This is a genomic window from Kribbella sp. C-35, from assembly GCF_046549195.1.
In the GTDB taxonomy this organism is placed as follows: domain Bacteria; phylum Actinomycetota; class Actinomycetes; order Propionibacteriales; family Kribbellaceae; genus Kribbella.
In genome coordinates this window covers 230,530-249,541 of the sequence record NZ_JAJPWG010000005.1, presented here as the reverse complement: position 1 = coordinate 249,541, position 19,012 = coordinate 230,530, and the positions used below count along the sequence as shown (strand labels likewise).

Annotated in this window: 23 protein-coding genes; 10 read left to right on the top strand and 13 right to left on the bottom strand. The window is 67.4% G+C overall.

The features are described 5' to 3' along the window. Complete coding sequence (locus tag ACLJOO_RS31640; RefSeq protein WP_410791213.1) at positions 1 to 939, top strand: ornithine cyclodeaminase family protein; 939 nt, start codon at positions 1 to 3, stop codon at positions 937 to 939. On the opposite strand, the gene ACLJOO_RS31635 is transcribed toward ACLJOO_RS31640, so the two are convergent. Further along, a complete protein-coding gene (locus ACLJOO_RS31635) occupies positions 922 to 1,920 on the bottom strand; it encodes a hypothetical protein (protein ID WP_410791212.1) in 999 nt (332 codons plus the stop codon). The genes ACLJOO_RS31640 and ACLJOO_RS31635 overlap by 18 nt on opposite strands. A 196-nt stretch (positions 1,921 to 2,116) precedes the next feature. Between ACLJOO_RS31635 and aqpZ the strand changes: the two genes are divergently transcribed. The 3 genes from aqpZ to ACLJOO_RS31620 all read left to right on the top strand — a co-directional run bounded on the left by aqpZ (position 2,117) and on the right by ACLJOO_RS31620 (position 3,709). Further along, positions 2,117 to 2,911: an aquaporin Z gene (aqpZ, locus tag ACLJOO_RS31630; protein WP_410791211.1), complete on the top strand. Its 795-nt coding sequence runs from the start codon at positions 2,117 to 2,119 to the stop codon at positions 2,909 to 2,911. A 96-nt stretch (positions 2,912 to 3,007) separates the two neighbouring features. Then, positions 3,008 to 3,151 carry a GPGG-motif small membrane protein gene (locus tag ACLJOO_RS31625; RefSeq protein WP_410791210.1) on the top strand — a complete coding sequence of 48 codons (144 nt, stop codon included), beginning with the start codon at positions 3,008 to 3,010 and terminating at the stop codon, positions 3,149 to 3,151. Positions 3,152 to 3,238: 87 nt separating this feature from the next. Next, positions 3,239 to 3,709 carry a ribonuclease H gene (locus tag ACLJOO_RS31620; RefSeq protein WP_410791209.1) on the top strand — a complete coding sequence of 157 codons (471 nt, stop codon included), beginning with the start codon at positions 3,239 to 3,241 and terminating at the stop codon, positions 3,707 to 3,709. Here ACLJOO_RS31620 and ACLJOO_RS31615 read toward each other — a convergent pair. From ACLJOO_RS31615 to ACLJOO_RS31605, 3 genes are read right to left on the bottom strand one after another with little or no spacing between them, the layout of a single operon-like run. Then, the gene (locus tag ACLJOO_RS31615) at positions 3,683 to 4,150 is read right to left on the bottom strand and encodes a hypothetical protein (RefSeq protein WP_410791207.1); all 468 of its coding nucleotides are present in this window, start codon (positions 4,148 to 4,150) and stop codon (positions 3,683 to 3,685) included. The two genes, ACLJOO_RS31620 and ACLJOO_RS31615, sit on opposite strands and share 27 nt — an antisense overlap. Beyond that, complete coding sequence (locus tag ACLJOO_RS31610; protein ID WP_410791206.1) at positions 4,147 to 4,902, bottom strand: ABC transporter permease; 756 nt, start codon at positions 4,900 to 4,902, stop codon at positions 4,147 to 4,149. The genes ACLJOO_RS31615 and ACLJOO_RS31610 overlap by 4 nt, the downstream gene beginning before the upstream one ends. Next, on the bottom strand, positions 4,899 to 5,621 hold the full coding sequence (locus ACLJOO_RS31605; protein WP_410791205.1) for an ABC transporter ATP-binding protein: 723 nt from the start codon (positions 5,619 to 5,621) through the stop codon (positions 4,899 to 4,901). The genes ACLJOO_RS31610 and ACLJOO_RS31605 overlap by 4 nt, the downstream gene beginning before the upstream one ends. Positions 5,622 to 5,716: 95 nt before the next feature. On the opposite strand from ACLJOO_RS31605, the gene ACLJOO_RS31600 reads away from it, so the two are divergent. Next, the gene (locus tag ACLJOO_RS31600; protein ID WP_410791204.1) at positions 5,717 to 6,391 is read left to right on the top strand and encodes a response regulator transcription factor; all 675 of its coding nucleotides are present in this window, start codon (positions 5,717 to 5,719) and stop codon (positions 6,389 to 6,391) included. A gap of 13 nt (positions 6,392 to 6,404) precedes the next feature. Next, a complete protein-coding gene (locus ACLJOO_RS31595; RefSeq protein ID WP_410791203.1) occupies positions 6,405 to 7,676 on the top strand; it encodes a sensor histidine kinase in 1,272 nt (423 codons plus the stop codon). On the opposite strand, the gene ACLJOO_RS31590 is transcribed toward ACLJOO_RS31595, so the two are convergent. Next, positions 7,673 to 8,149 carry a LuxR C-terminal-related transcriptional regulator gene (locus ACLJOO_RS31590; protein ID WP_410791202.1) on the bottom strand — a complete coding sequence of 159 codons (477 nt, stop codon included), beginning with the start codon at positions 8,147 to 8,149 and terminating at the stop codon, positions 7,673 to 7,675. The genes ACLJOO_RS31595 and ACLJOO_RS31590 overlap by 4 nt on opposite strands. Before the next feature lie 2 nt (positions 8,150 to 8,151). On the opposite strand from ACLJOO_RS31590, the gene ACLJOO_RS31585 reads away from it, so the two are divergent. Continuing rightward, the gene (locus tag ACLJOO_RS31585) at positions 8,152 to 8,712 is read left to right on the top strand and encodes an AAA family ATPase (protein WP_410791201.1); all 561 of its coding nucleotides are present in this window, start codon (positions 8,152 to 8,154) and stop codon (positions 8,710 to 8,712) included. After that, a complete protein-coding gene (locus ACLJOO_RS31580; RefSeq protein WP_410791200.1) occupies positions 8,709 to 9,500 on the top strand; it encodes an ABC transporter permease in 792 nt (263 codons plus the stop codon). The genes ACLJOO_RS31585 and ACLJOO_RS31580 overlap by 4 nt, the downstream gene beginning before the upstream one ends. 85 nt (positions 9,501 to 9,585) lie before the next feature. On the opposite strand, the gene ACLJOO_RS31575 is transcribed toward ACLJOO_RS31580, so the two are convergent. The 3 genes from ACLJOO_RS31575 to ACLJOO_RS31565 are packed head-to-tail and all read right to left on the bottom strand — an operon-like array spanning position 9,586 to position 10,993. Then, entirely contained in the window at positions 9,586 to 9,774 is a 189-nt protein-coding gene (locus ACLJOO_RS31575; protein WP_410791199.1) for a hypothetical protein, read from the bottom strand. 39 nt (positions 9,775 to 9,813) lie between these two features. Further along, positions 9,814 to 10,386: a hypothetical protein gene (locus ACLJOO_RS31570; protein ID WP_410791198.1), complete on the bottom strand. Its 573-nt coding sequence runs from the start codon at positions 10,384 to 10,386 to the stop codon at positions 9,814 to 9,816. Between the two features lie 7 nt (positions 10,387 to 10,393). Next, the gene (locus tag ACLJOO_RS31565; RefSeq protein WP_410791196.1) at positions 10,394 to 10,993 is read right to left on the bottom strand and encodes a hypothetical protein; all 600 of its coding nucleotides are present in this window, start codon (positions 10,991 to 10,993) and stop codon (positions 10,394 to 10,396) included. Between the two features lie 117 nt (positions 10,994 to 11,110). Between ACLJOO_RS31565 and ACLJOO_RS31560 the strand changes: the two genes are divergently transcribed. Both ACLJOO_RS31560 and ACLJOO_RS31555 read left to right on the top strand, forming a co-directional pair. Further along, positions 11,111 to 14,050 carry a helix-turn-helix transcriptional regulator gene (locus ACLJOO_RS31560; RefSeq protein ID WP_410791195.1) on the top strand — a complete coding sequence of 980 codons (2,940 nt, stop codon included), beginning with the start codon at positions 11,111 to 11,113 and terminating at the stop codon, positions 14,048 to 14,050. Continuing rightward, the gene (locus ACLJOO_RS31555; protein WP_410791194.1) at positions 14,047 to 14,496 is read left to right on the top strand and encodes a hypothetical protein; all 450 of its coding nucleotides are present in this window, start codon (positions 14,047 to 14,049) and stop codon (positions 14,494 to 14,496) included. The genes ACLJOO_RS31560 and ACLJOO_RS31555 overlap by 4 nt, the downstream gene beginning before the upstream one ends. 36 nt (positions 14,497 to 14,532) lie before the next feature. On the opposite strand, the gene ACLJOO_RS31550 is transcribed toward ACLJOO_RS31555, so the two are convergent. The 5 genes from ACLJOO_RS31550 to ACLJOO_RS31530 form a co-directional block, all read right to left on the bottom strand. Then, positions 14,533 to 15,135: a TetR/AcrR family transcriptional regulator gene (locus ACLJOO_RS31550; protein ID WP_410791193.1), complete on the bottom strand. Its 603-nt coding sequence runs from the start codon at positions 15,133 to 15,135 to the stop codon at positions 14,533 to 14,535. A gap of 45 nt (positions 15,136 to 15,180) precedes the next feature. Next, positions 15,181 to 15,876, bottom strand: coding sequence for a hypothetical protein (locus tag ACLJOO_RS31545; protein ID WP_410791192.1), 696 nt, complete (start codon positions 15,874 to 15,876; stop codon positions 15,181 to 15,183). A 92-nt stretch (positions 15,877 to 15,968) separates the two neighbouring features. Then, positions 15,969 to 16,814: an alpha/beta fold hydrolase gene (locus ACLJOO_RS31540; protein ID WP_410791191.1), complete on the bottom strand. Its 846-nt coding sequence runs from the start codon at positions 16,812 to 16,814 to the stop codon at positions 15,969 to 15,971. A 26-nt stretch (positions 16,815 to 16,840) separates the two neighbouring features. Further along, positions 16,841 to 17,836: an NADP-dependent oxidoreductase gene (locus tag ACLJOO_RS31535; RefSeq protein WP_410791190.1), complete on the bottom strand. Its 996-nt coding sequence runs from the start codon at positions 17,834 to 17,836 to the stop codon at positions 16,841 to 16,843. A gap of 149 nt (positions 17,837 to 17,985) precedes the next feature. Beyond that, a complete protein-coding gene (locus ACLJOO_RS31530) occupies positions 17,986 to 18,978 on the bottom strand; it encodes a calcium-binding protein (protein ID WP_410791188.1) in 993 nt (330 codons plus the stop codon). Positions 18,979 to 19,012: the final 34 nt, after the last annotated feature.

The window sequence follows — 19,012 nt, the reverse complement described above, 5'->3', positions numbered from 1 at the left end:
ATGCCGGACAGCATCAGGTTCATCGACAGGGCAGCTCTCGAGCGCACGCTCGGCTGGACGCAGGCGATCGACGCGCTCGAGGACGCCCTGGTCGCAGGGACTGGGAACACGCCGCCGCGGACGTTCGTGGAGGTGTCCGGCGGGCAGCTCATCCTGATGCCGGGCGAGGTCGGGTCGCAGGTCGGCGTGAAGGTCGTGTCGGTCAGTCCCGGCAACGCGGCCCGCGGCCTGCCCCGGATCCAGGGCGTCCACATCGCCTTCGATGGGCCGACGCTGCGGCCGGTCGCCGTCATCGACGCCGAGTCGCTGACGTTGCGACGTACGGCGAGTCTCTCGGCGCTCGCCGTACGTCGGCTGGCGACGACCGACTCGAACTCGTTGCTGGTGTTCGGGACCGGACCGCAGGCGTTGAGCCATGCGCTGGCGATCAACGCGGTCCGTCCGCTGGACCAGGTCATCGTCGTGGGTCGCCGGGTGGATGCGGTCGCCGCGCTCGTCGGATCGCTTGCAGCGCAGGGCCTCCCGGCTCGGCCCGGAACTCCCGACGACGTCGCGGACGTCGACCTTGTGGCCTGCTGCACGACCGCGACGGCGCCGTTGTTCGACTCCGAGCTGCTCCGGCCGGAAGCGACGGTGGTCGCCGTCGGGTCGCACGAACCAGCGGTCCGGGAGGTCGACACGAACCTCGTCCGCCGCGCCACCGTCGTCGTCGAATCACGCGCCTCCGCACTGAGCCAGGCGGGCGACATCATCCTCGCCATCGCAGACGGCGTACCCGAAAGCGACGCGATCACAGCCGACCTCCACGAACTCGCCACCGGTCAGATCGAGATCACCCCGGGAGCACCTCGCCTCTTCAAAAGCGTCGGCGAAGCCTGGTGCGACGTCGTCACCGCCACCGCCGCCCTCCACACCACCCCGTCAGATGACATGCGGTAGACCGCTTGGCTGGCCGTCGAGGCGGCGTAGGGCATCTGAGAAGCGGCCGCGGGCCTGGAGTTCCGCTCTTCCGGTGCTGTAGTCGGTCACTTGTTGCCACTCGTTGCCTGTGACGTAGTAGACGTGCGGGCTCACCGGTCCTGGAGAATCGGCGAAGAAGCAGTTGGCCAGTTCGATGAGCATTCCGAATGCACCGACGACTGTCTGATCCCGTATCACGTGTACGAGCAGCATGTCTCGGGACGGCATGGCCACGAGGCAACCGAACGGGGGATTCTCGACTCGCAGGGATTCGCGCAGCACGGTGTCGAGGACCAGCGCCCGCGAGGCGGTGAACATGCCACCGGTCAGCATCGCGATCTCGGCGCCGTTCTCACCGGGCTGTTGCACGAGCTCGACTTCGTCCTTGAGACGGCGCAGGTTCGCCAGGCCCATCCGGGTGATTTCGTCCCACGGCACGCCGAGGCTGTCGATGTCGAAATGCATCGCGACGGCTCGCCCGGTGTAGGTCGCGGGCGCGGTGACCACACCTGGCACGAACTCCGGCACCCGGTCGGTCCAGCTGCGCTCGATCGTGGCTGCGCAGACCAACCGAAGGTAGAGCTCGTTCTCCAAGTCCTCGGGGACCATCGGCCGCTCGCCCGAAGGGAGCATCTGGTCGAAATGCGCAGCCACTGCTGATCGCCATTGCTGTCGTGGCAACCCGCCGAGGGTGCGTGCGAGGTTCGCGAGTCCGGCGGACGGAGCATCGCCCACCGGATCGTCGTCGTGTCCGATCGGTACCAGTGCGCCGGCGCCGTCGGACCGCATCGAAAACCCGCGTTCCGCGACTGCAGCCTCGGCGAGACGGACCAATCGGTCGGCCTGCGGCATGGTCAGCGGCGTCAGCACCGGGTGCGGCCGATCCGCGTCGCGGTCCTTGTGCCGCCTGCTGTCTCCACGGCCGCTCCGGCGGCCGTCTCTGTCCTTGCGAGCACTCATCGAGCACCTCCTTTGCCCAAGAACATATGAGACTTTCGGGCACCGGAACGGCCGGACTTCGCAATCTGTGGATAACCCCCACCGGCGTGTTGAAGAAAGTTCACTTTGACTGGGTGTAACGAATCGCCCCACAGACCCTGCATCCCAGGGCCCTGAGGATCTGACCTCACCGATTGTCACGAGTTGATGGCTTACTGTGACAGTAGGGTTTCAACTCAACAAGGAGGCAGTCGTGGAATCACCAAGTCCTGCGGCTCGGATCGGTGCGGAATTCCTGGGAACTTTTTGGCTCGTGTTCGGCGGCTGCGGTGCGGCCGTCCTGGCCGGCGTCGTGCTCAACCCGGACAAGGTCTCTGTCGGCATCGGCTACCTCGGTGTGGCGCTGGCCTTCGGCCTGACCGTGCTGACCATGGCGTACGCCGTTGGCCACGTCTCCGGTGGTCACTTCAACCCGGCCGTGACGATCGGCCTCGCCGTTGCCAAGCGCATCGAGTGGAAATGGGTGCCGACGTACATCGTCACCCAGATCGTCGCCGGCACGGCCGCCGGCGCCATCTTACTGGCCGTTGCCAGCGGCAAGGACGGGTTCAGCGCCGTCGACAGCGGTTTCGCCAGCAACGGGTACGGCGACCGGTCGCCGGGCGGCTACTCACTGCTGGCCTGCGCGATCGTCGAGATCGTGCTGACAGCCTTCTTCCTCTACGTGATCCTCGGCGCCACCGACGACCGGGCACCCAAGGGATTCGCCCCGATCGCGATCGGTCTCGCCCTGACACTGATCCATCTCGTCGGCATTCCGGTCACCAACACGTCGGTCAACCCGGCGCGATCACTCGGCGTCGCCTGGTTCGCCGGCGGTTCGGCGCTCGGCCAGGTCTGGCTCTTCATCGTCGCCCCGATCGTCGGCGCGGCAATCGCCGGCATCACGTACGCCGCTATCACCGGCGCGCGCGGCCCGAAGGTCGACGAGGGCGTAGCCAACAATCCCTGACACAGAGTTTGCCAGGCAAATTGCGCGGGCACCGAGAGGTCAGCACGGGGAATCAATCCGCCGGGTCAAAGCCCGGCTTCGGAAAGGGGAAGGACCATGGAATTCATTCTGTGGATCATCGCCGTGATCCTCGTCGTGTCCGGGATCGTGTCGCTGTTCCGTGGCCAGATGATGTGGGGCGCTGCGCTGATCGTGCTCGGCCTCCTGGTCGGACCTGGCGGCGTCAGCCTCTTCACCTGATCCAGCAGTCGCCCCCACGCTGTTCTCCGCGTGGGGGCGACGTACGGCGGCCGATCGAAGTGGTCGACGGGGTAGGGTTTCGGTCTGATGTCTCCTCCTCGTGCGCGTCGTCCTCGTCCTGCTGATATGACCGTCCCGGTGGGGGCGCGCACCGTGTTCACCGACGGTGCCTGTTCGCGTAATCCCGGGCCTGGAGGTTGGGCCTGGGCGTTGTCGAAGTCCGTGTACGCCGCCGGTCACGAGGCTGATTCCACGAACCAGCGGATGGAGATCCGCGCCGCGCTCGAGGCCGTACGGGCGATCGACGGTCCGTTGCTGGTGGTGTCGGATTCGACGTACGTCGTCAACTGCTTCCGCGACGGTTGGCACACAGGTTGGCTCGAGCGCGGCTGGCTCACGTCCGCGAAGAAGCCGGTCGCCAACCGCGACCTGTGGGAGCCCTTGGTCGAGCTGGTCACCCAGCGCGGCGACGTAGCCTTCCAATGGGTAAAGGGCCACTCCGGCCACGAAATGAACGACTTCGTAGACGGCCTAGCCGTCGCTGCTTGCTTCCCGTAACAGGCGTCGTCGGCCGAGAAGCGCGGCGGCGCCGAGGAGGGCCGGTACGGCGATTGCGACCGCCAGTGCACCGTTGGTGTCGAGATCTTGTCGTGGTGAGACGGTGACGCGTACGGGCGGCCCGGCCACGAGCGGGCCGGTTCGCGGGATCAGCACGACGTACACCGCGAAGTGGCCGGGGTTGACGGCCTGGAACTCCCAGTCCAGTTGGGTTTCACCGCCCGCGGGCACAGGTTGGGTCACGTCCTGGGTCCAGTCCTCGAGGTCGACGTACACGCCGTCGAGGCTGACGACGTTGAGATGCGCGATGGCGGGACCCGAACTGGTGACGACTGACTCGACGGTGAGCGTTTGGCCGAGCTGAGCGGTGAGCTGGTCGTGGTTCATGGTCACCGTGGGATTGGCGAGCAGGATTGTCGCGAGCAGGTTGAGGATGTTCATCGTGAGCCCGCTGTCAGTCGGACGAGTCGTGGAGCGAAGACGATCAGCCCGGCGAGCACGACAAGGTCGATGACGGTCGGCGCGGCGAGATAGCTGAGTTCGTGCGTCCAGCTGCGGCGGTTGACGATGATCGGAGACATGTAGTGCAGTGCCGATCCGATCGGGTTGATCCGGGTGAGTGCCTGGCCGAACCCGGTCTTCGGCAGCGCGGGGAGCTGCGTCGGGGCGAACAGGACGAGGAGCAGCAAGAGGCCGCCGGCGAGGCTGGTCTTGTTCGAGTTCGACCAGGCGCTGAAGAGCAGGCCGAGGCCGCCGAGCCCGATCGCGACCAGCGTGCCGACCGTCAGCGCGAGAACGATCGCGCGGCCGGCGCCGCCGAGGACCCACAGGTAGGGGAGTGTGACGACGAGGCAGGCGAGCCACATCGTCGACGCGGCGGCGAGTTTGCCGATCACGATCGCGCGCCGGGAGACCGGGGTGAGCAGCAGGCTCTCCAGGGTTCCGCGTTCCCGGTCGCCGCTGATCGCGTCCGCGTTGACCACGACGGTGAGCAGGACCCCGACGGCCAGGCCGACCTGGACGGTGAGGTTCACCGCCTCCCGTCGTTCGAGGAAGTTCATCGCCCGGTTGGTCGCGGCCAGGTACGTCATCGCGCTGAGCAGGACGCTGAACCCGAACACGAGGACCGGTCCGCGACCCCCGATCCAGAGATCCCGGCTCTCGCGTTCGGCGACCACGTGCCACGCCGTCATGACCGGTCCTCGGTCAGCGCGCGGAATGTCGCGCTCAGGCTGCCGGTGCCGGCGACGACCTCGTCGATCGGGCCGGCGGCCTGGAGGCGGCCGTGGTCGAGGATGATCACGGTGCCGCAGACCTGTTCGACCTCGGACAAGGTGTGGGTCGACAGCACCACGGTCGCTCCGCGGTGACCGGCGATGTCGCCGATCGTCGCCAGGATCTCGTGCTGGCCGGCCGGATCGAGGCCGAGGGTCGGTTCGTCCAGGAACACGACCGCCGGCTCGTTGACCAGCGCTCTGGCGATTCCCAGACGTTGCCTCATTCCGCGGCTGTACGCCGAGATCCGTGCGCTGCTGCGGTCGGCGAGACCGACGTCGGCGAGCAACCGTTCGGCCACAGCGCGTGCGTCGGCGCGGCTCCGGCCGAACAGGCGCGCGGCGTACCGGAGGTACTCCGTTCCGGTCTGGCGACCGGGATAGCCGGCGCTTTCCGGCAGTACGCCGATCTGCCGGCGGACCCGATCCGGCTCGGTGCCCGGCACACCACCGACCGTGAACGTCCCGGCGGTCGGTTCGAGGATCGTCGTCAGCAGACGAATCGTGGTCGTCTTCCCGGCGCCGTTCGGCCCGAGCAGGCCGACGACCTCACCCGGCTGGGCGGCGAAGGTGAGTCCGTCGAGCGCCGTGCGCGCGCCGTACCGCTTGGTCAGGTCGATCGCTTCGATGGCCGCCATGCGGCGACAGTAGGTCCGGCCGGCTGAACCCTTGCTGAACGGTGCATTCAGCGGGGATTCAGCCACAATGGAGGAGGATCGCCTGGAGGTGGGTGATGCGCGCACTGGTGGTGGAGGACGAGCCGCGACTTGCGGCCGGCCTGCGCAGTGGCTTGGAGGCCGAGGGGTACGCGGTCGATGTCGCGCTGACCGGGACCGACGGGCTGTGGCTGGCCCGTGAACACGCGTACGGCGTCGTACTCCTGGATCTCATGCTGCCCGAGGTCGACGGGCTGACGATCTGCCGAACGCTCCGCGGCGAGCACGTGTGGACGCCCATTCTGATGCTCACGGCAAGGAATGCGGACACCGACCAGGTCCGCGCCCTCGACTACGGCGCCGACGACTACCTCACGAAGCCGTTCTCGTACGCCGTCCTGATTGCACGGCTGCGTGCTCTGGTACGCCGAGGCGCCGCCGAACGACCGTGTGTCCTCGAAGCGGGAGAGCTGCGACTCGATCCCGCGGCGAGGAAGGCCTGGCACGGTCCCGACGTACTGACCCTGACCGCTCGTGAGCTGTCGTTGCTGGAGTTCCTGCTCCGGCGGCGTGGTGAAGTGGTGTCGAAGCGGACCATCCTGGACCAGCTGTGGGACGACGACTTCGACGGCGACCCGAACATCGTGGAGGTGTACGTCCGGCGGCTGCGACGGAAGCTCGGCGACGGCCTCATCACCACGCTGCGAGGATCGGGTTACCGCCTCGAGGAGCCGACAGGTCACCTTCCATGAAGGGCGGTGCGTCGTGCGTGTGCGGGTGACCCTGGCCGCGGTCCTCGTCGTCGGTTCGGCACTTGTCGGTGGGGCATTGGTGCTCGTCGCGCTGCTCGGCTCGGTCCTGACCGATGGTGTTTGCCAGGACGCCCGCGCCCGCGCCAGTCAACTCGCCGCCGGTCCGGCGGCTCGGGCTGCGTCGGCTGTGGTGAGCACGTCGTCGCCGATCGAGATCGTTCAGCTGACAGATCGCTCCGGCCACCTCGTGGGTGACGGTACTCTGTTGGCTTCTCCAGGTGCCGGCTGTGTTTCGGTCGAGCCGCCCGGCCACGGGGAGGACTTCGCGTTCGCGGCAGCGCAGACCGCGACCGGCGACCACGTGGTGGTGGGCCGTCCGCTGGTGGATGTGCTCGATTCGACCCGGTTCCTACGCCGCGTGCTGGTGGTCGGCGTACCGCTGATGATGCTGGTGGTCGGCGGCGTGACCTGGGTCGTCACCGGCCGCATGCTCGCGCCCGTGACCGCGATCCGGCGGGAGGTCGACGAGATCACCTCGACCGAGCTGCATCGCCGCGTCCCCGCCACGCGCCAGGACGAGCTCGGGCGCCTGGCCCGGACGATGAACCGGATGCTCGACCGGCTGCAGCGCTCGCACGAAGCCCAGCAACGCTTCGTCTCCGACGCCGCGCACGAGCTGAGATCGCCGATCGCCACGATCCGTCAGTACGCCGAGGTTGCGGTGGCGCACCCGCATCGAACGACACCCGGCGAACTGGCGGCGACCGTGCTCGCCGAGGACGTGCGCATGCAGCATCTCGTCGACGACCTCCTGCTGCTGGCCCGCTCCGACGAACAGCCCGTCGAGCTTGCCCGTACGCCGGTCGATCTCGACGACCTGCTCATCGCCGAAGCCCATCGCTTGCGCTCGGCAACGAAGCTGACGATCGTGACGGCAGCCGTCTCGGCCGGTCAGGTCTTCGGTGACGAGCCGGCGCTGGCCCGGATGATCCAGAACCTCACCGGCAACGCGATCCGTCACGCGCGGTCCGAGATCAGGCTCGGCCTCGCCGAGTCCGGCGGCACCGTCGTACTCACTGTCGCCGATGACGGCCCGGGTATCGCGCCGGCCGACCGCGAGCGGGTGTTCGACCGCTTCGTCCGCCTCGACACCGCCCGCTCCCGCGACACCGGCGGAGCCGGCCTCGGTCTGGCCATCGTCGCCGAGATCGTCCGACGCCACCGCGGCACCGTCGCCCTCACCGGCCCTTCCACCTTCGAAATCCGCCTACCCGGCACTTCCTAGGTGAGGCCCGCGTCGTGGATGCGGTTGGCGATTTGGACGCGGTTGGTGGCTTGGAGCTTGATCATGATGCGCGAGACGTGCGCTTTGACGGTGGCCATGCTCAGGTAGAGCTCTTCGGCGATCTGTGCGTTGACCTTGCCTTGGCCGACCGCGATGGCTACCTCGCGTTCGCGGGAGGCGAGAGTGCCGGCCAGTGATCGCGCCTCGAGGACGCGTTGGGGTTCTGGCTCGTCAGCACCGAGGCGGGCGATGAGCTGGGCGGTCACGGTGGGGGAGAGCATGTGATTGCCGGCGGCCACCTTGTGGACCGCCTCGACGATCTCCGCCGGAGGGGTGTGTTTGAGCAGGAAGCCGCTGGCTCCGCCCCGAAGCGCCCGCAGTACGTAGTCGTCGGCGTCGAAGGTGGTCAGCACGATCACCTTGGGCGGTGTGTGGCGACTCATGAGCTGGGCGAGAGCCTCGAGCCCGTCCATTCGTGGCATGCCTGTCCAGCGACGAGGGCAACCGCCGGGTCGGCGACTACTCCCTCGGCATGCGGCAACGCCTCGGCATCGCGCATGCCTTGCTCGGCGACCCGCAGGTGCTGATCCTGGACGAGCCTGCCAATGGACTCGACCCGGCCGGCATCCACTGGATGCGCGGGCTGCTCAAGGGTTTCGCCGATCGCGGCGGAACCGTGCTGCTGTCCTCACATCTTCTGCACGAGATCGAGGTCGTCGCCGACCACCTGGTCGTCATCGGTCGCGGCATGATCGTCGCCGACGGCAGCAAGGCCGACCTGTTGAACGCCGCGGGCACCCTCGTCCGTGGCCTGGACCCGGATGCGCTGGCGAGCTGCCTCGACGCCGCGGGCTACGTGTACCAGCTCGAGCCTGACGGCGCGTACGTCGTGGAGGCCACCCGTGAGCAGATCGCCACGGCCACCGCGCGGCATGGCGTGGTCGTCACCGAGTTGCGCGGCGCCGACGGCTCCGGACTCGAGGAAATGTTCCTGCAGCTCACCGCCGCCGACGCACGAGAGAAGGTCACCGCATGAGTACCGCGACCCACACTGAACTGTCACCGGATCCGCGGGTGACGGCCGTACCCTTCAGCCGCCTGCTGCGGGCCGAACTGCGCAAGCTCGTCGACACCCGGGCCGGCTTCTGGCTGCTGACCGCTATCGGTCTCATCACGGTCGCCGTCATCGTCGTGTTCCTGTTCGTCGCCGATCCGGACCAGCTGACCTTCCTGAACCTCGTGGGAGCGACAGCGACGCCGCAGAGCATCCTGCTCCCGGTGCTCGGCATCCTCGCCGTCACCGCCGAATGGAGCCAGCGCACCGGCCTGGTCACCTACACGCTCGAACCCAGCCGGATCCGCATCGCCGTCGCCAAGCTCGTTGCCGTGGTCCTGGTCGGCCTGCTCGCGGTGGTCGTGGCTCTCGGCGTCGCGGCCCTGAACAACCTGGCCGGGATGGCGTTCCTGGACGGCGCCGGCAGCTGGAACGTTGGTTCCGCCAACATCCGCGACTTCTTCGCCGTACAGCTGATCGGCATCGTTCAAGGCTTCGCCTTCGGCATGCTGCTGATGAACACCGCCGCCGCCATCGTGCTCTACTACGTGGTCCCGATCGCGTGGACCGTACTCTTCTCAATGGTCGGCTCACTCGAGAAGGCCGCACCCTGGCTCGACGTCAACTCCGCCATGGCACCCGCCTTCGACCAGCGAACGTTCCAGTCCGCCGACTGGGCCTACCTCGCAGTCTCCGGCACCATCTGGGTACTCTTACCCCTAACCCTCGGCCTCCTCCGCCTCCTCCACCGCGAGGTCAAGTCCGCCTGACGCACAGACCGCAGATCGGCCGCGCCGCCCTTCAGGTCCACTCATCAGGACCCGAAGTGCGGCGCCGAGGTCGGGGCGGTCCGGCTCAGGTGCTGGTGGCTGTGCGATCGAGCGCTTCGTTCGGGGCAGGCGCGCTGCTCTCGCCGGAGGCGGCCGAGGGCTCAGCAGTCGGTGGCTGTTCGCGGAGCGACTGCAGCCCCGCGGAAATGGTCTCCCGGTTTCGGTAGATCGCGGATGCGATCTTGATCCCGAGGATGATCGGCACGTGAATCATGGCTTTGCCTTTCTGTCGCGAAGGTTTGATCTGGATCTGCTAGAGGATGTGCGGGCCGAGGTGGCCCTCCTGGTCGCGATAGGGGTGCAGTACGGCGTCGCCGAATCCGTACTTGTCCATCAGGAACGTGGCGTACCCCACGACATCGTCGAAATCGGGATCGACCTCGGCTTCGTCGAACATGTCGAAGAACAACTTCCACTCGGCGTTCCAGCCCTCGGTGTGAAGAATCTGATGCTGGAACTCGTACATCGTGGTCGTGTAGAGATCGATATCGATCTCAAGTCCTTCGGCCTCGAATCTGTCCCGGAATTGCTGCGGGAAGATGTGATGATCGGGCGGCGCCTGGTAGTCCGCCGTGATCTCGTCGGCGACTTCGTCGTCGTTGGTGGCCTCTGGCTTGTCATCGACGGACGTGAAGCTGTCCTGCAGCCAGAAGTTGGTAGCCGTGCGTTCGGCCGCTGTGAGCGCCGCAACGCACCCCGGACAGTTGCCACCCGCCGGCGACGGACCGCTGCAGCTCGGGCAGACGCGCTCGTGCCCGAGTGCATCGTGGTGGGCTTGGCGAGCTGCCTCCTGGCGCTCGAACTCGGCACGCTGATTCTCGTCCATCGCTGCCTCACCCCAATGTGCTGCGATGAAGCATGTCGGTGGCCTGCAACTCAGGTGCCGTGCTCGGTCCGTCCCCGACCTGCACCTCGACGTCGATCCCCTTCTTGCGAATCCAGACGGGGAGACGTCGGTCGCCGCGATCCTTGAGCCGGTGCCAGGCGCCGACCGGAAGGTCCGCGATCCAGAACTGGCCGCCGACGTTTCCGGAGGCGCGCAGCTGATTCACTTGCAGCTGGCTGGAGTTGTAGAGGTTGAACGCGAAGGCGCCGACGTTCACGCAGTCGTACTGACCAGAGAGGATTCCGCGCGTTGCCGTTCGCGCCGATTCCTTCGGCCGGGCATCGTCCAGCAGTTGCCGGGCCTTCTGCCAGCTGTCGTTGCCCGGCGTCCGACCGGAGTTGCCTGGAGGTCCTGCCGTGCCCTGGTTCTGCTGCTCAGCGGTTGCCGCGAGGCCTTGTGACACGAGCTTTGCGACCATGCGCAGGCCGCGATGCCCGTCGCGGCGGGCGACGGCCGCCGCCAAAGTCGCGGCGATCTGGGCGGCCGACTGCTTGTCGATGCTGGACGCGGCGAGAGCAGCGGCATCCTTGAGGATCTTGTGCTTCATGACGTTCTCCTTCGGATTCTGGATGCGACACCTGCCACGGTGCCTTTCCGGGACCGTGCTGCCATCTGAAGGAATACGTACGTCGGCGCTCCGGAAACCTTAGGGAGCCACGGGGATGTGCTCGGTGGTACAGGCCCCTATGGTGGAGAGGACGGCGGAGGGGAGCGCGGGCCGTTGACGCTTGGCCGATCGGATGAGTGCGCCATGCTGGGGGCGATGGCCGAGGCCGCGCGCGAAAGATCCGGACGGTTGGCGCTCATCTCGGGCGCCGCGGGTATCGGGAAGTCCGACCTGATCGAGTCCGTCGTCGCCGGGTGGCTGGCAGCAGATGGAGCCGCGGTCGTCGGACGGGGTGTGCCCGTCGTCGGTCCACGGCTGGCGTACCTTCCGTGGAGTCACGCATTGGCGCACCCCCTGGGGTCTGGGGCAGCAGCGATCGATGCTCGGCTGCGCGGCGCATTGAGGCTTCTGGAGCGGCCGGTCGATCGTCAGCAGGCGCTGGCGGCTGTCGCTGTCTGGCGCGAGTTGGTCGCTGTGGCAGATCGGCAACCGCTCTGCATCGTTCTGGACGACGCTCAGTGGGCCGACCAGTCTTCCCTGGCGCTCATCGGAGCGGGTCTGCCCGAGGTCGTTCACGCCGCGATACTCCTCGTCGTCGCCGCGCGGAGCTCCGCGCTGTCCTCCGACTCGTCCCTCGGCGAGATGTTCGCTGAATGGGAGCGCTCTGAATACTGCCGTCATGTCCGGCTGGGCGGCCTCGATACTGCGTCGATGACCGAGCTGATCCGGCGCGCGGTACCTGAGGCGAACGGGATCGACGAGGCAGTGGCGCGCGCCGGGGGTAACCCGTTCTTCGCCCTGACCCTCGTTCGGTCGGCCCGCGCCGCGGATGCCTCACTGCCGGCGCAGCTGCTGGATTTCCTGGCTTCACAACTACGGGCTGCCGACCCGAACATCGTGCGTGCGGTGCAGGTTATGGCCTTGGCCGGCGAACCGGTCGATCTGCGAATCCTCTCCGCGACGCTCGGAGCTCCCGAGCTCGCGGTCGAGGCTGAGGTGCTCGAAGGGACGCGGCGGGGACTGCTCCGATTCGATGGCGATCTGGTGTGCGTCGCCCACGACCTCATCGCCGAGGCGGCGGTGCAGTCGATGGGGCCCGCGACGCGGCGAGCTCTCCACGCCGGTCTCGCGACTGCCTATGAGCAATCCGACGGGCACGGTCACAAGTGGGCTGCCCAACGTGCGACTCACTGGCAGAAGGCAGGGGAGCACGAGGCTGCGGTCGTTGCTGCACTGGAGGGTGCGCAGGCCGCGCATACCGCAGCGGCGTACCCAGAACAGTGGCACCATCTTCGGCTGGCCATCGTCGAGTACGGCGAGCTGTCTGCGACGCAACCTGAACGGCTCCCACCGTACGACCTGCTGACGGAAGCGGCCGAGGCGGCGTACCGCGCGGGTCATCCCACCGACGCCGTGGAACTGGCTGAGCGCGCACTCGCGCAACCCGGCGAATCTGACGACGCCACCACCGCCCTGCTTGTCCGGCTCGTCGGCTATCGGCGCGCCACCGGCGACGGCCGGGGAGCGATCGCCACCGCGCGTCATGCCTTCGAAACCCTCAGCGAGGACGCCGAACCGCTGCCTCGCGCAGAAGTGACCTCGGCTTATGCCGCGGTGCTCATGGCTTCGGGGGAGTACACGGCGGCATCGAGTCTGGCGCGTTCGGCGCTCGACCTCGTCACGGCGCAGGCGGCATCAGACCGGCGGAGCGCGGTGACCGTTGGTGCCCTGACCACCTTGGGGGTGGCGACGGCGCTGAAAGGGGACACAGACGCAGGTCTCGCGGCTCTCGACGATGCGCTTTCCACAGCCCGTACGGATGGTCACAAAGAGGCAGAGCTACGAGCTTTGAACAATCGTTCGTTCGTGCTTCAGGCCGCAGGGCGGCACAAGGCTGCTGCAGCGGATGCGCTGGAGGGTTTGGTGCTCTCCCGTGAGCAGCACCTCGATCTCGGCGCCAGTGCACTACTCATCGCCAATCTGGTCGAGTGTCTGGACTGGCTCGGTCGCTGGGACGAGGCTCTGGCCCACGTGTTCGAGGGCTTGGCCCAGAGCATTTCGCCGGAGATCAAAGCGGGTCTCCGCGGCACAGCTGCCCACATCACGGCGTTCCGTGGGAATGTCTCGCAGGCCAGGGCGATGATTCAGCTGGCGTTGGACGAGGCAGCCGGATCCGGCATGGCCGGCCTGCACGCACAGCTCGCAGCCATCGCGGCGGATATCGCGTTGGCCGACGGTGCGCCCACGGAGGCACTCGAGGTGGTGACGACGGCGCTCGCAGCCCTGGACTCTTCCGACGAGGAGTCAGAAACATTGCCGCTCGCGGTCCTGGGGATGCTCGCATTGCATTCACTTCGGCACGTCGAGCCGCCTGCGTCATTCCGCGCCAGCCGCGAGTACATCGCGAACCAAGTACGCCGGACAGTCGGCCTCGAAGGCTTCTTGTCAACGGACGATCCCGCGGTCAAGGCGTGGCACGCGACGTACGAAGCGGCGGATCTGACGGCTGCCGGGACCGGCACCGCAGTGGTCTGGGCGTCCGCCTCGACGCGCTGGGCGGACTTGCAGCAGTCCCTTTGGTACGCACGGTGCTTGATATGGACAGCAGAGTTCGAGGCCGCGACCTCCCGGCGTCGTGCGGCCTCGACACTGTCGAGAGCGCTGCTCGTCGTTGATCAGCTGGGAGCAGGCACACTCGCCCGCGATGTCGAGGCGCTGGTCCGTCGCGCCCACCTCACAGGGCTGAGTACGGCGCCACCGGCAACGACCGTGGATCGAACCCAGCCGGCCGGCCTCACGGGTCGTGAGCAGCAGGTGCTCGCCCTGCTCACGAAGGGGGAGACCAATCGCCGGATCGCCCGCACGCTTTTCATCAGCGAGCGCACTGCGAGCGTTCATGTGTCGAACATCCTGCGCAAGCTCAGCTGCCGCAACCGCGGCGAGGCGGCCGCTGCGGCGCACCGCCTGAGGCTCGTCTCAAGCACGGAGGAAGCATGAAAGAAGAACTGGAGACCTGGGTCAGGCACGTCATCGACGACGCAGACGGTGACGCCTTCCGGGCGTGGGCGAAAGGGCTGACAAGCGGGCTTGACTTGCAGTCGGCCGAAAACACCTACTACGACGGCGACGATGACCACGACGCCACTCCGGCGCCAGAGCGGTTGGCCGCGACGGCCATCACGGACGACGCGGGTCGGTGCACCGTTCAGTGTCTGGCCTTTTTCAGAATGGAAAGCAGTGAACGCATCGTCAGCGCGCTCACCCGGCTGTGGGAAGCCAGCGGAGCCGGACGCGCGGCGCATGTAGAAGGCGACGTCTTCCTTCTCGACGCGGAGGTCGTCGTACGCGATCGGCCCGGACAAGGTCACCCTCAGCCGAAGATGGCGTGGAAGGTCAAGGACGTATGGCCGGCGGACGACCGCAACCCGTTCCCAGCCAGGTAGCGACTGCCCGGCGTGGTCTGGTGACCGCCGTGGGCATCACCTCGGTAGCAGGACCCGGACCTGGTTTCTGATTTCCTGTACGACGTCGTCGACCGGGTTGGCGATGTTGATTGTTGCCGCCATGCTGACGAACATGATCGCGGAGACGATGTGTGCGAGCGTCGCGGTGTCGGCGGCGTTGCTGCGCTCGTCCCGCTGGAGTACGTCGGCGATCGCCTTCTCGGTCTGCACGGTCAGGAAGAGGGCGTCGCGGTGGTGGGGCTCCTCGGGGTCGCCGAAGACGATCTCCCTGAGGTAGGTCCGCCCGTTGTCGACCTGTTTGCGATTGCACTCCACGACCGGGCGGACGATCGCCATCACCGCGTCGAGTACGTCGGGGATGCTCTCGGCAGCCGACGTACCTTCGGCGAGGGCGTCGGCGTACGACGAGTTCTGCACGAGCAGCAGGAGTTCGCCCTTGGTCTTGGCGTACAGGAACAGCGTGCCCGCGCCGATGTCGGCCTTGTCCGCGATCTCCTGGGTGGTGACCTCGTCGACCCCGCGCTCGGCGAAGAGTTCCCGGGCCGCGGCGGTGATGCGGTCGAGCTTCTGCTGCTTGTTCCGCTCACGCCGTCCGACCGGTTGGGAGGCGAGTGGCATGGCTGCCGTCCTTGTCTACTGTCCGAGCACCTACTGCGCGAAAGTTTACGGTCTTTGCTCTACGCCGTCCTTCACGAAGGTCAGCGCCTCGGAGACCTCGTAGGCGTGGACGGCTGACGCGAACGGGGCCAGCGCGTCGGACAGGCTCTCAAGCTCACGGCTCCTGAAGAAGGCCGCCCGCGCTGCAGAATCCGCGAAGCCCAGGATCAACGACGCGTGGAACCGCTGGTCTTCCGGGTTGTCGTGCGCGACGTTCGGGGTGTCCCAGAGCTTCTCGATCCACGGCAGGAAGGTCTGGGTCCGGAGTTCCTTCAGCATGCGCGTCGCGGCGAGAGCGCTGGCGAGTTCGGTGAAGTGCTTCCGGAAATCCGAGGCAGGTACGCCGTCCCTCCGCCTGAGGTAGATCAGGGCTCGGGCGCCGACCGGTTCACCGGGCCCGGCCACGTCGTACCAGCGCGACGAGTACGGCGGCCCGAGATAGAGCAGCGTCCGCCGGAAGACGTTCACTTCGTCCTTGAACGCGAGCCGGGTCTGCTTTCGGCCCCGCAGCGGCGACAACGCCGACTGGAACGTGATCTCCGCGACCCCGTCGATCTTGCGTTCGACGGGTATTTCTGTCTCGACGCCGCGGGTGGGCGGCCACAGCCCCGGGTTGACGTCGGCGAGATGGATCTGTCGGTACTCCTGGAAACCTTTGGTCGCCGAGATGATCTTCGAGTGCGGCCACTTCCAGTAGCCCATTCCGGTTTCCCGCGGCTGATCGGTTCGTACCCACAGCGGGATGGACGACGCGAACTGCTTCCTTGGCTTGTTGTGCACTGTTGGCGTGGTCATTAGCGGGTGAGGAAGTCGGCGGCGAGTGGGGCGAACTTGGCGTGGAACTGGAAGATGGCGCCGTGGCCGGAGTCGGGGTAGATGACCAGTTCCGAGTTCTTGATGCGCCGGTGCAGGTCCTCGGAGAGTACCGAGGGGACCATTCGGTCGTTGTCGCCGTTGGCGATCAGGGTGGGCTGGGTGATCTTCGACAGGTCGGCGGGGGCGGAGCGTCCCCACTTCTTGATCGCCTTGAGCTGTGTCTGGAACGCCTTCACCGCGATCGGCGCGTCGCGGTCCACGGTGCGTTCCGCGAGGCGCTGCACGAACGCGCGGGCGGCGGGCTTGCCCGTGGCGTTGCGGTTGAAGAACAGGAACTCCTTCGGGTCCGACCGGGTCAGGGTCGCCCGGAGGATGTCGAAGTACGTCGTGCCGGCGACCTTGTCGATGTCCTTCCCGCCTGCGGGGCCGGTGCCGGTGAGGACGAGTTTGCGGACCAGGCCGGGGTGCTTCACCACGAGCGCCTGGGCGATCATGCCGCCGAGGGAGAAGGAGAAGATGTCGATCTTGTCGAAGCCGAGCGCCTTGACGAAGGTCGCCGCGTCGTCGGCCATCGCCTCGATGCTGTCCGGGACGCGGCCGGAGGAGGCTCCGACGCCGCGGTTGTCGAAGGTGATGACGTGGTGCTCCGCGGCGATGGGATCGATGATCCGCGGGTCCCAGTTGTCGAGGTTCGCGGCGAGGTGGACGAAGAACACGACGGGGATTCCGCCCTTCGGTCCCAACTCGCGGTAGGCGTAGGTGACGCCGCCGGCGTCGACAGTGCGGGCGGGGGCGTCCTTGTAGGCGGTGATGACGGTACTCATGGTGGTTCTCCTGGTTGTCCGGGTGGTCAGGGCTTGCTGATGACGGCTTTGCCGCGGATGCCGCCTTTGTCCAGCGACTGCACGGCCTGCACGGTCTGGTCGAAGTCGAAGACCCGTCCGACAACGGGACGCAGTACGCCGCTGTCGACGAGGGCAGTGATCCGGCGCAGCTGGTCACCGCTGGCGCGCATGAAGAGGAACTCGTACGTCACGCCAAGGCGTCGGGCCTGGCGACGTACGCCGCTGCTGAGGGCGGTCATCACCAGCCGGAGCAGCGCGTTCGCGCCGAGTTCGCGGCCGAACGCCGCGTCGGGCGGCCCGGCGATCCCGATCGCCTTGCCGCCGGGGCGCAGGACGCGGAGCGACTTCTCGAGGTTCTTCCCGCCGAGGCTGTCCAGCACCAGGTCGTAGGAGTCGAGAAGCTGCTCGAAGTCCTGGCTGCGGTAGTCGATGACGATGTCTGCCCCGAGTTCGCGCACGAAGTCAGCGTTGCCGGAGCTGACCGTGGTGGCGACCGTGGCGCCTAGGTACTTCGCGAGCTGGATCGCGATGGTACCGACGCCCCCGGCACCGGCGTGGATCAGAACCCGTTGCCCTGGCTGCAGGTTGCCCCGCTCGACGAGTGCCTGCCACGCGGTCAAGGCCACCAGCGGTAGCGAGGCGGCTTCCTCGAGGCTGACGGACACCGGCTTGAGCGCCAGGTCGGCCTCGGCGACCGCGATGCGCTCCGCGAACGTGCCGATGCGGTCCTTGCCGGGCCGGGCGTACACCTCGTCGCCGGGCGTGAATCCCCGCACCTTCGCGCCGACGTCGAGCACCGTTCCGGCGACGTCGTTGCCGAGGATCTGCGGCAGCTTGTACGGGAGGATCTGCTGGAACTCGCCCGCCCGGATCTTCTCGTCGAGCATGTTGAGCCCGGCCGCCCGGACCTGGACGAGTACGTCGTGCTCTCCGACCACGGGCTCGGGGACGTCCGCTTCCTGCACCGGCCCCTTGTACTGCTTGACGACGAACGCGCGCACGGCGACTTCCTTCTCGTTCCGATGACTTGCCCAGATCAATCAATCTGAGTTACCTCAATAATGAGTGGACTCAGTTAATCTGTCAAGCGAGCCCTCACGAGAGGGGCCGAACCCCGGCGTCCGCGGTGGGGCGGACGCCGGGGAGTGGGTCACAGGATGCTGAGGCCGGTGACGTTCGGTGCGAGTCGGCCGGTGCTGACTCGGTCCTTGCCGGTCAGGGTGTCGATGGTGAGTTGGTCGGTCGGTTCTGCGTCGGACAGCCGGACGTCAGCGCTCAGGCCCGAGATCCGCACGTTGCCGCCGGAGCCGGAGACTCGGATGTTGTCCTTGCCGGGGGTGCCGGTGACGGTGATCGCGTCGGCTGCCGAGTCGCCGCCGCTCGCGTTCAGTTGCGCGCCGAGGTCGACGTCGACCTTGCGGACGTCGGTACGGCGCAGGTCGCGGACGGTGACCGTGTCGGCGCCGCCGAGGGTGTTGAGCTTGATCCGCTCGACGTTGTCGGTGTCCATCACGATGTTGCCCACGTCCCGGGTGAACCGCAGGCGCCGGCCGTTGGCGGAGGCAACGAACTTCTCCGCGGCGGCCGCACCGTTGAACACCATCGTGTCCTGGCTGCGACCGCCCTCGATCACGTCGCTGCCGTCGCCCGGGTCCCAGGTGAACGTGTCGTTGCCGTTGCCGAGCAGCGCCGTGTCGCTGCCTCGGTTCCCGTCGACGGAGTCGTTGCCGGTGCCCATGCGGAACAGCTCGTTGCCGCTGCCGCCGAACGCGCTGTCGTTGCCGTCGCCGGTGTCGACGATCGTGAACGGCTGCGCCTCGGCGCCGTAGTCGATCCGTACGACGTCGTTGCCGCCACGGCTGCGGACCTTGATCTGACCGAAGTCGCTGCGCTTCACGGTGCGCTCCGCCGTACCGCTGCCGAAGTCGACCTCGAGCACCGACGTGTCCGCGGCCGGCACGCTGAGGGTGATGTTGTCCGCGCGGTTCGTGCCGGTGACGATCAGTTGGCCGGTGTCGACGACGACACTGCCTGCGGGCGCCGCGGACGCCGTACCGGTCAGGCTGAGGGCGATGCCTGTCGTGACGGTTGCGACGGCTGCCGCGCTGATACCTCGCCGGAGACGTCGTGTTGCACTGGTCATGATGTGGTCCCTCCCTGGTCGTCACGGCTGCCTT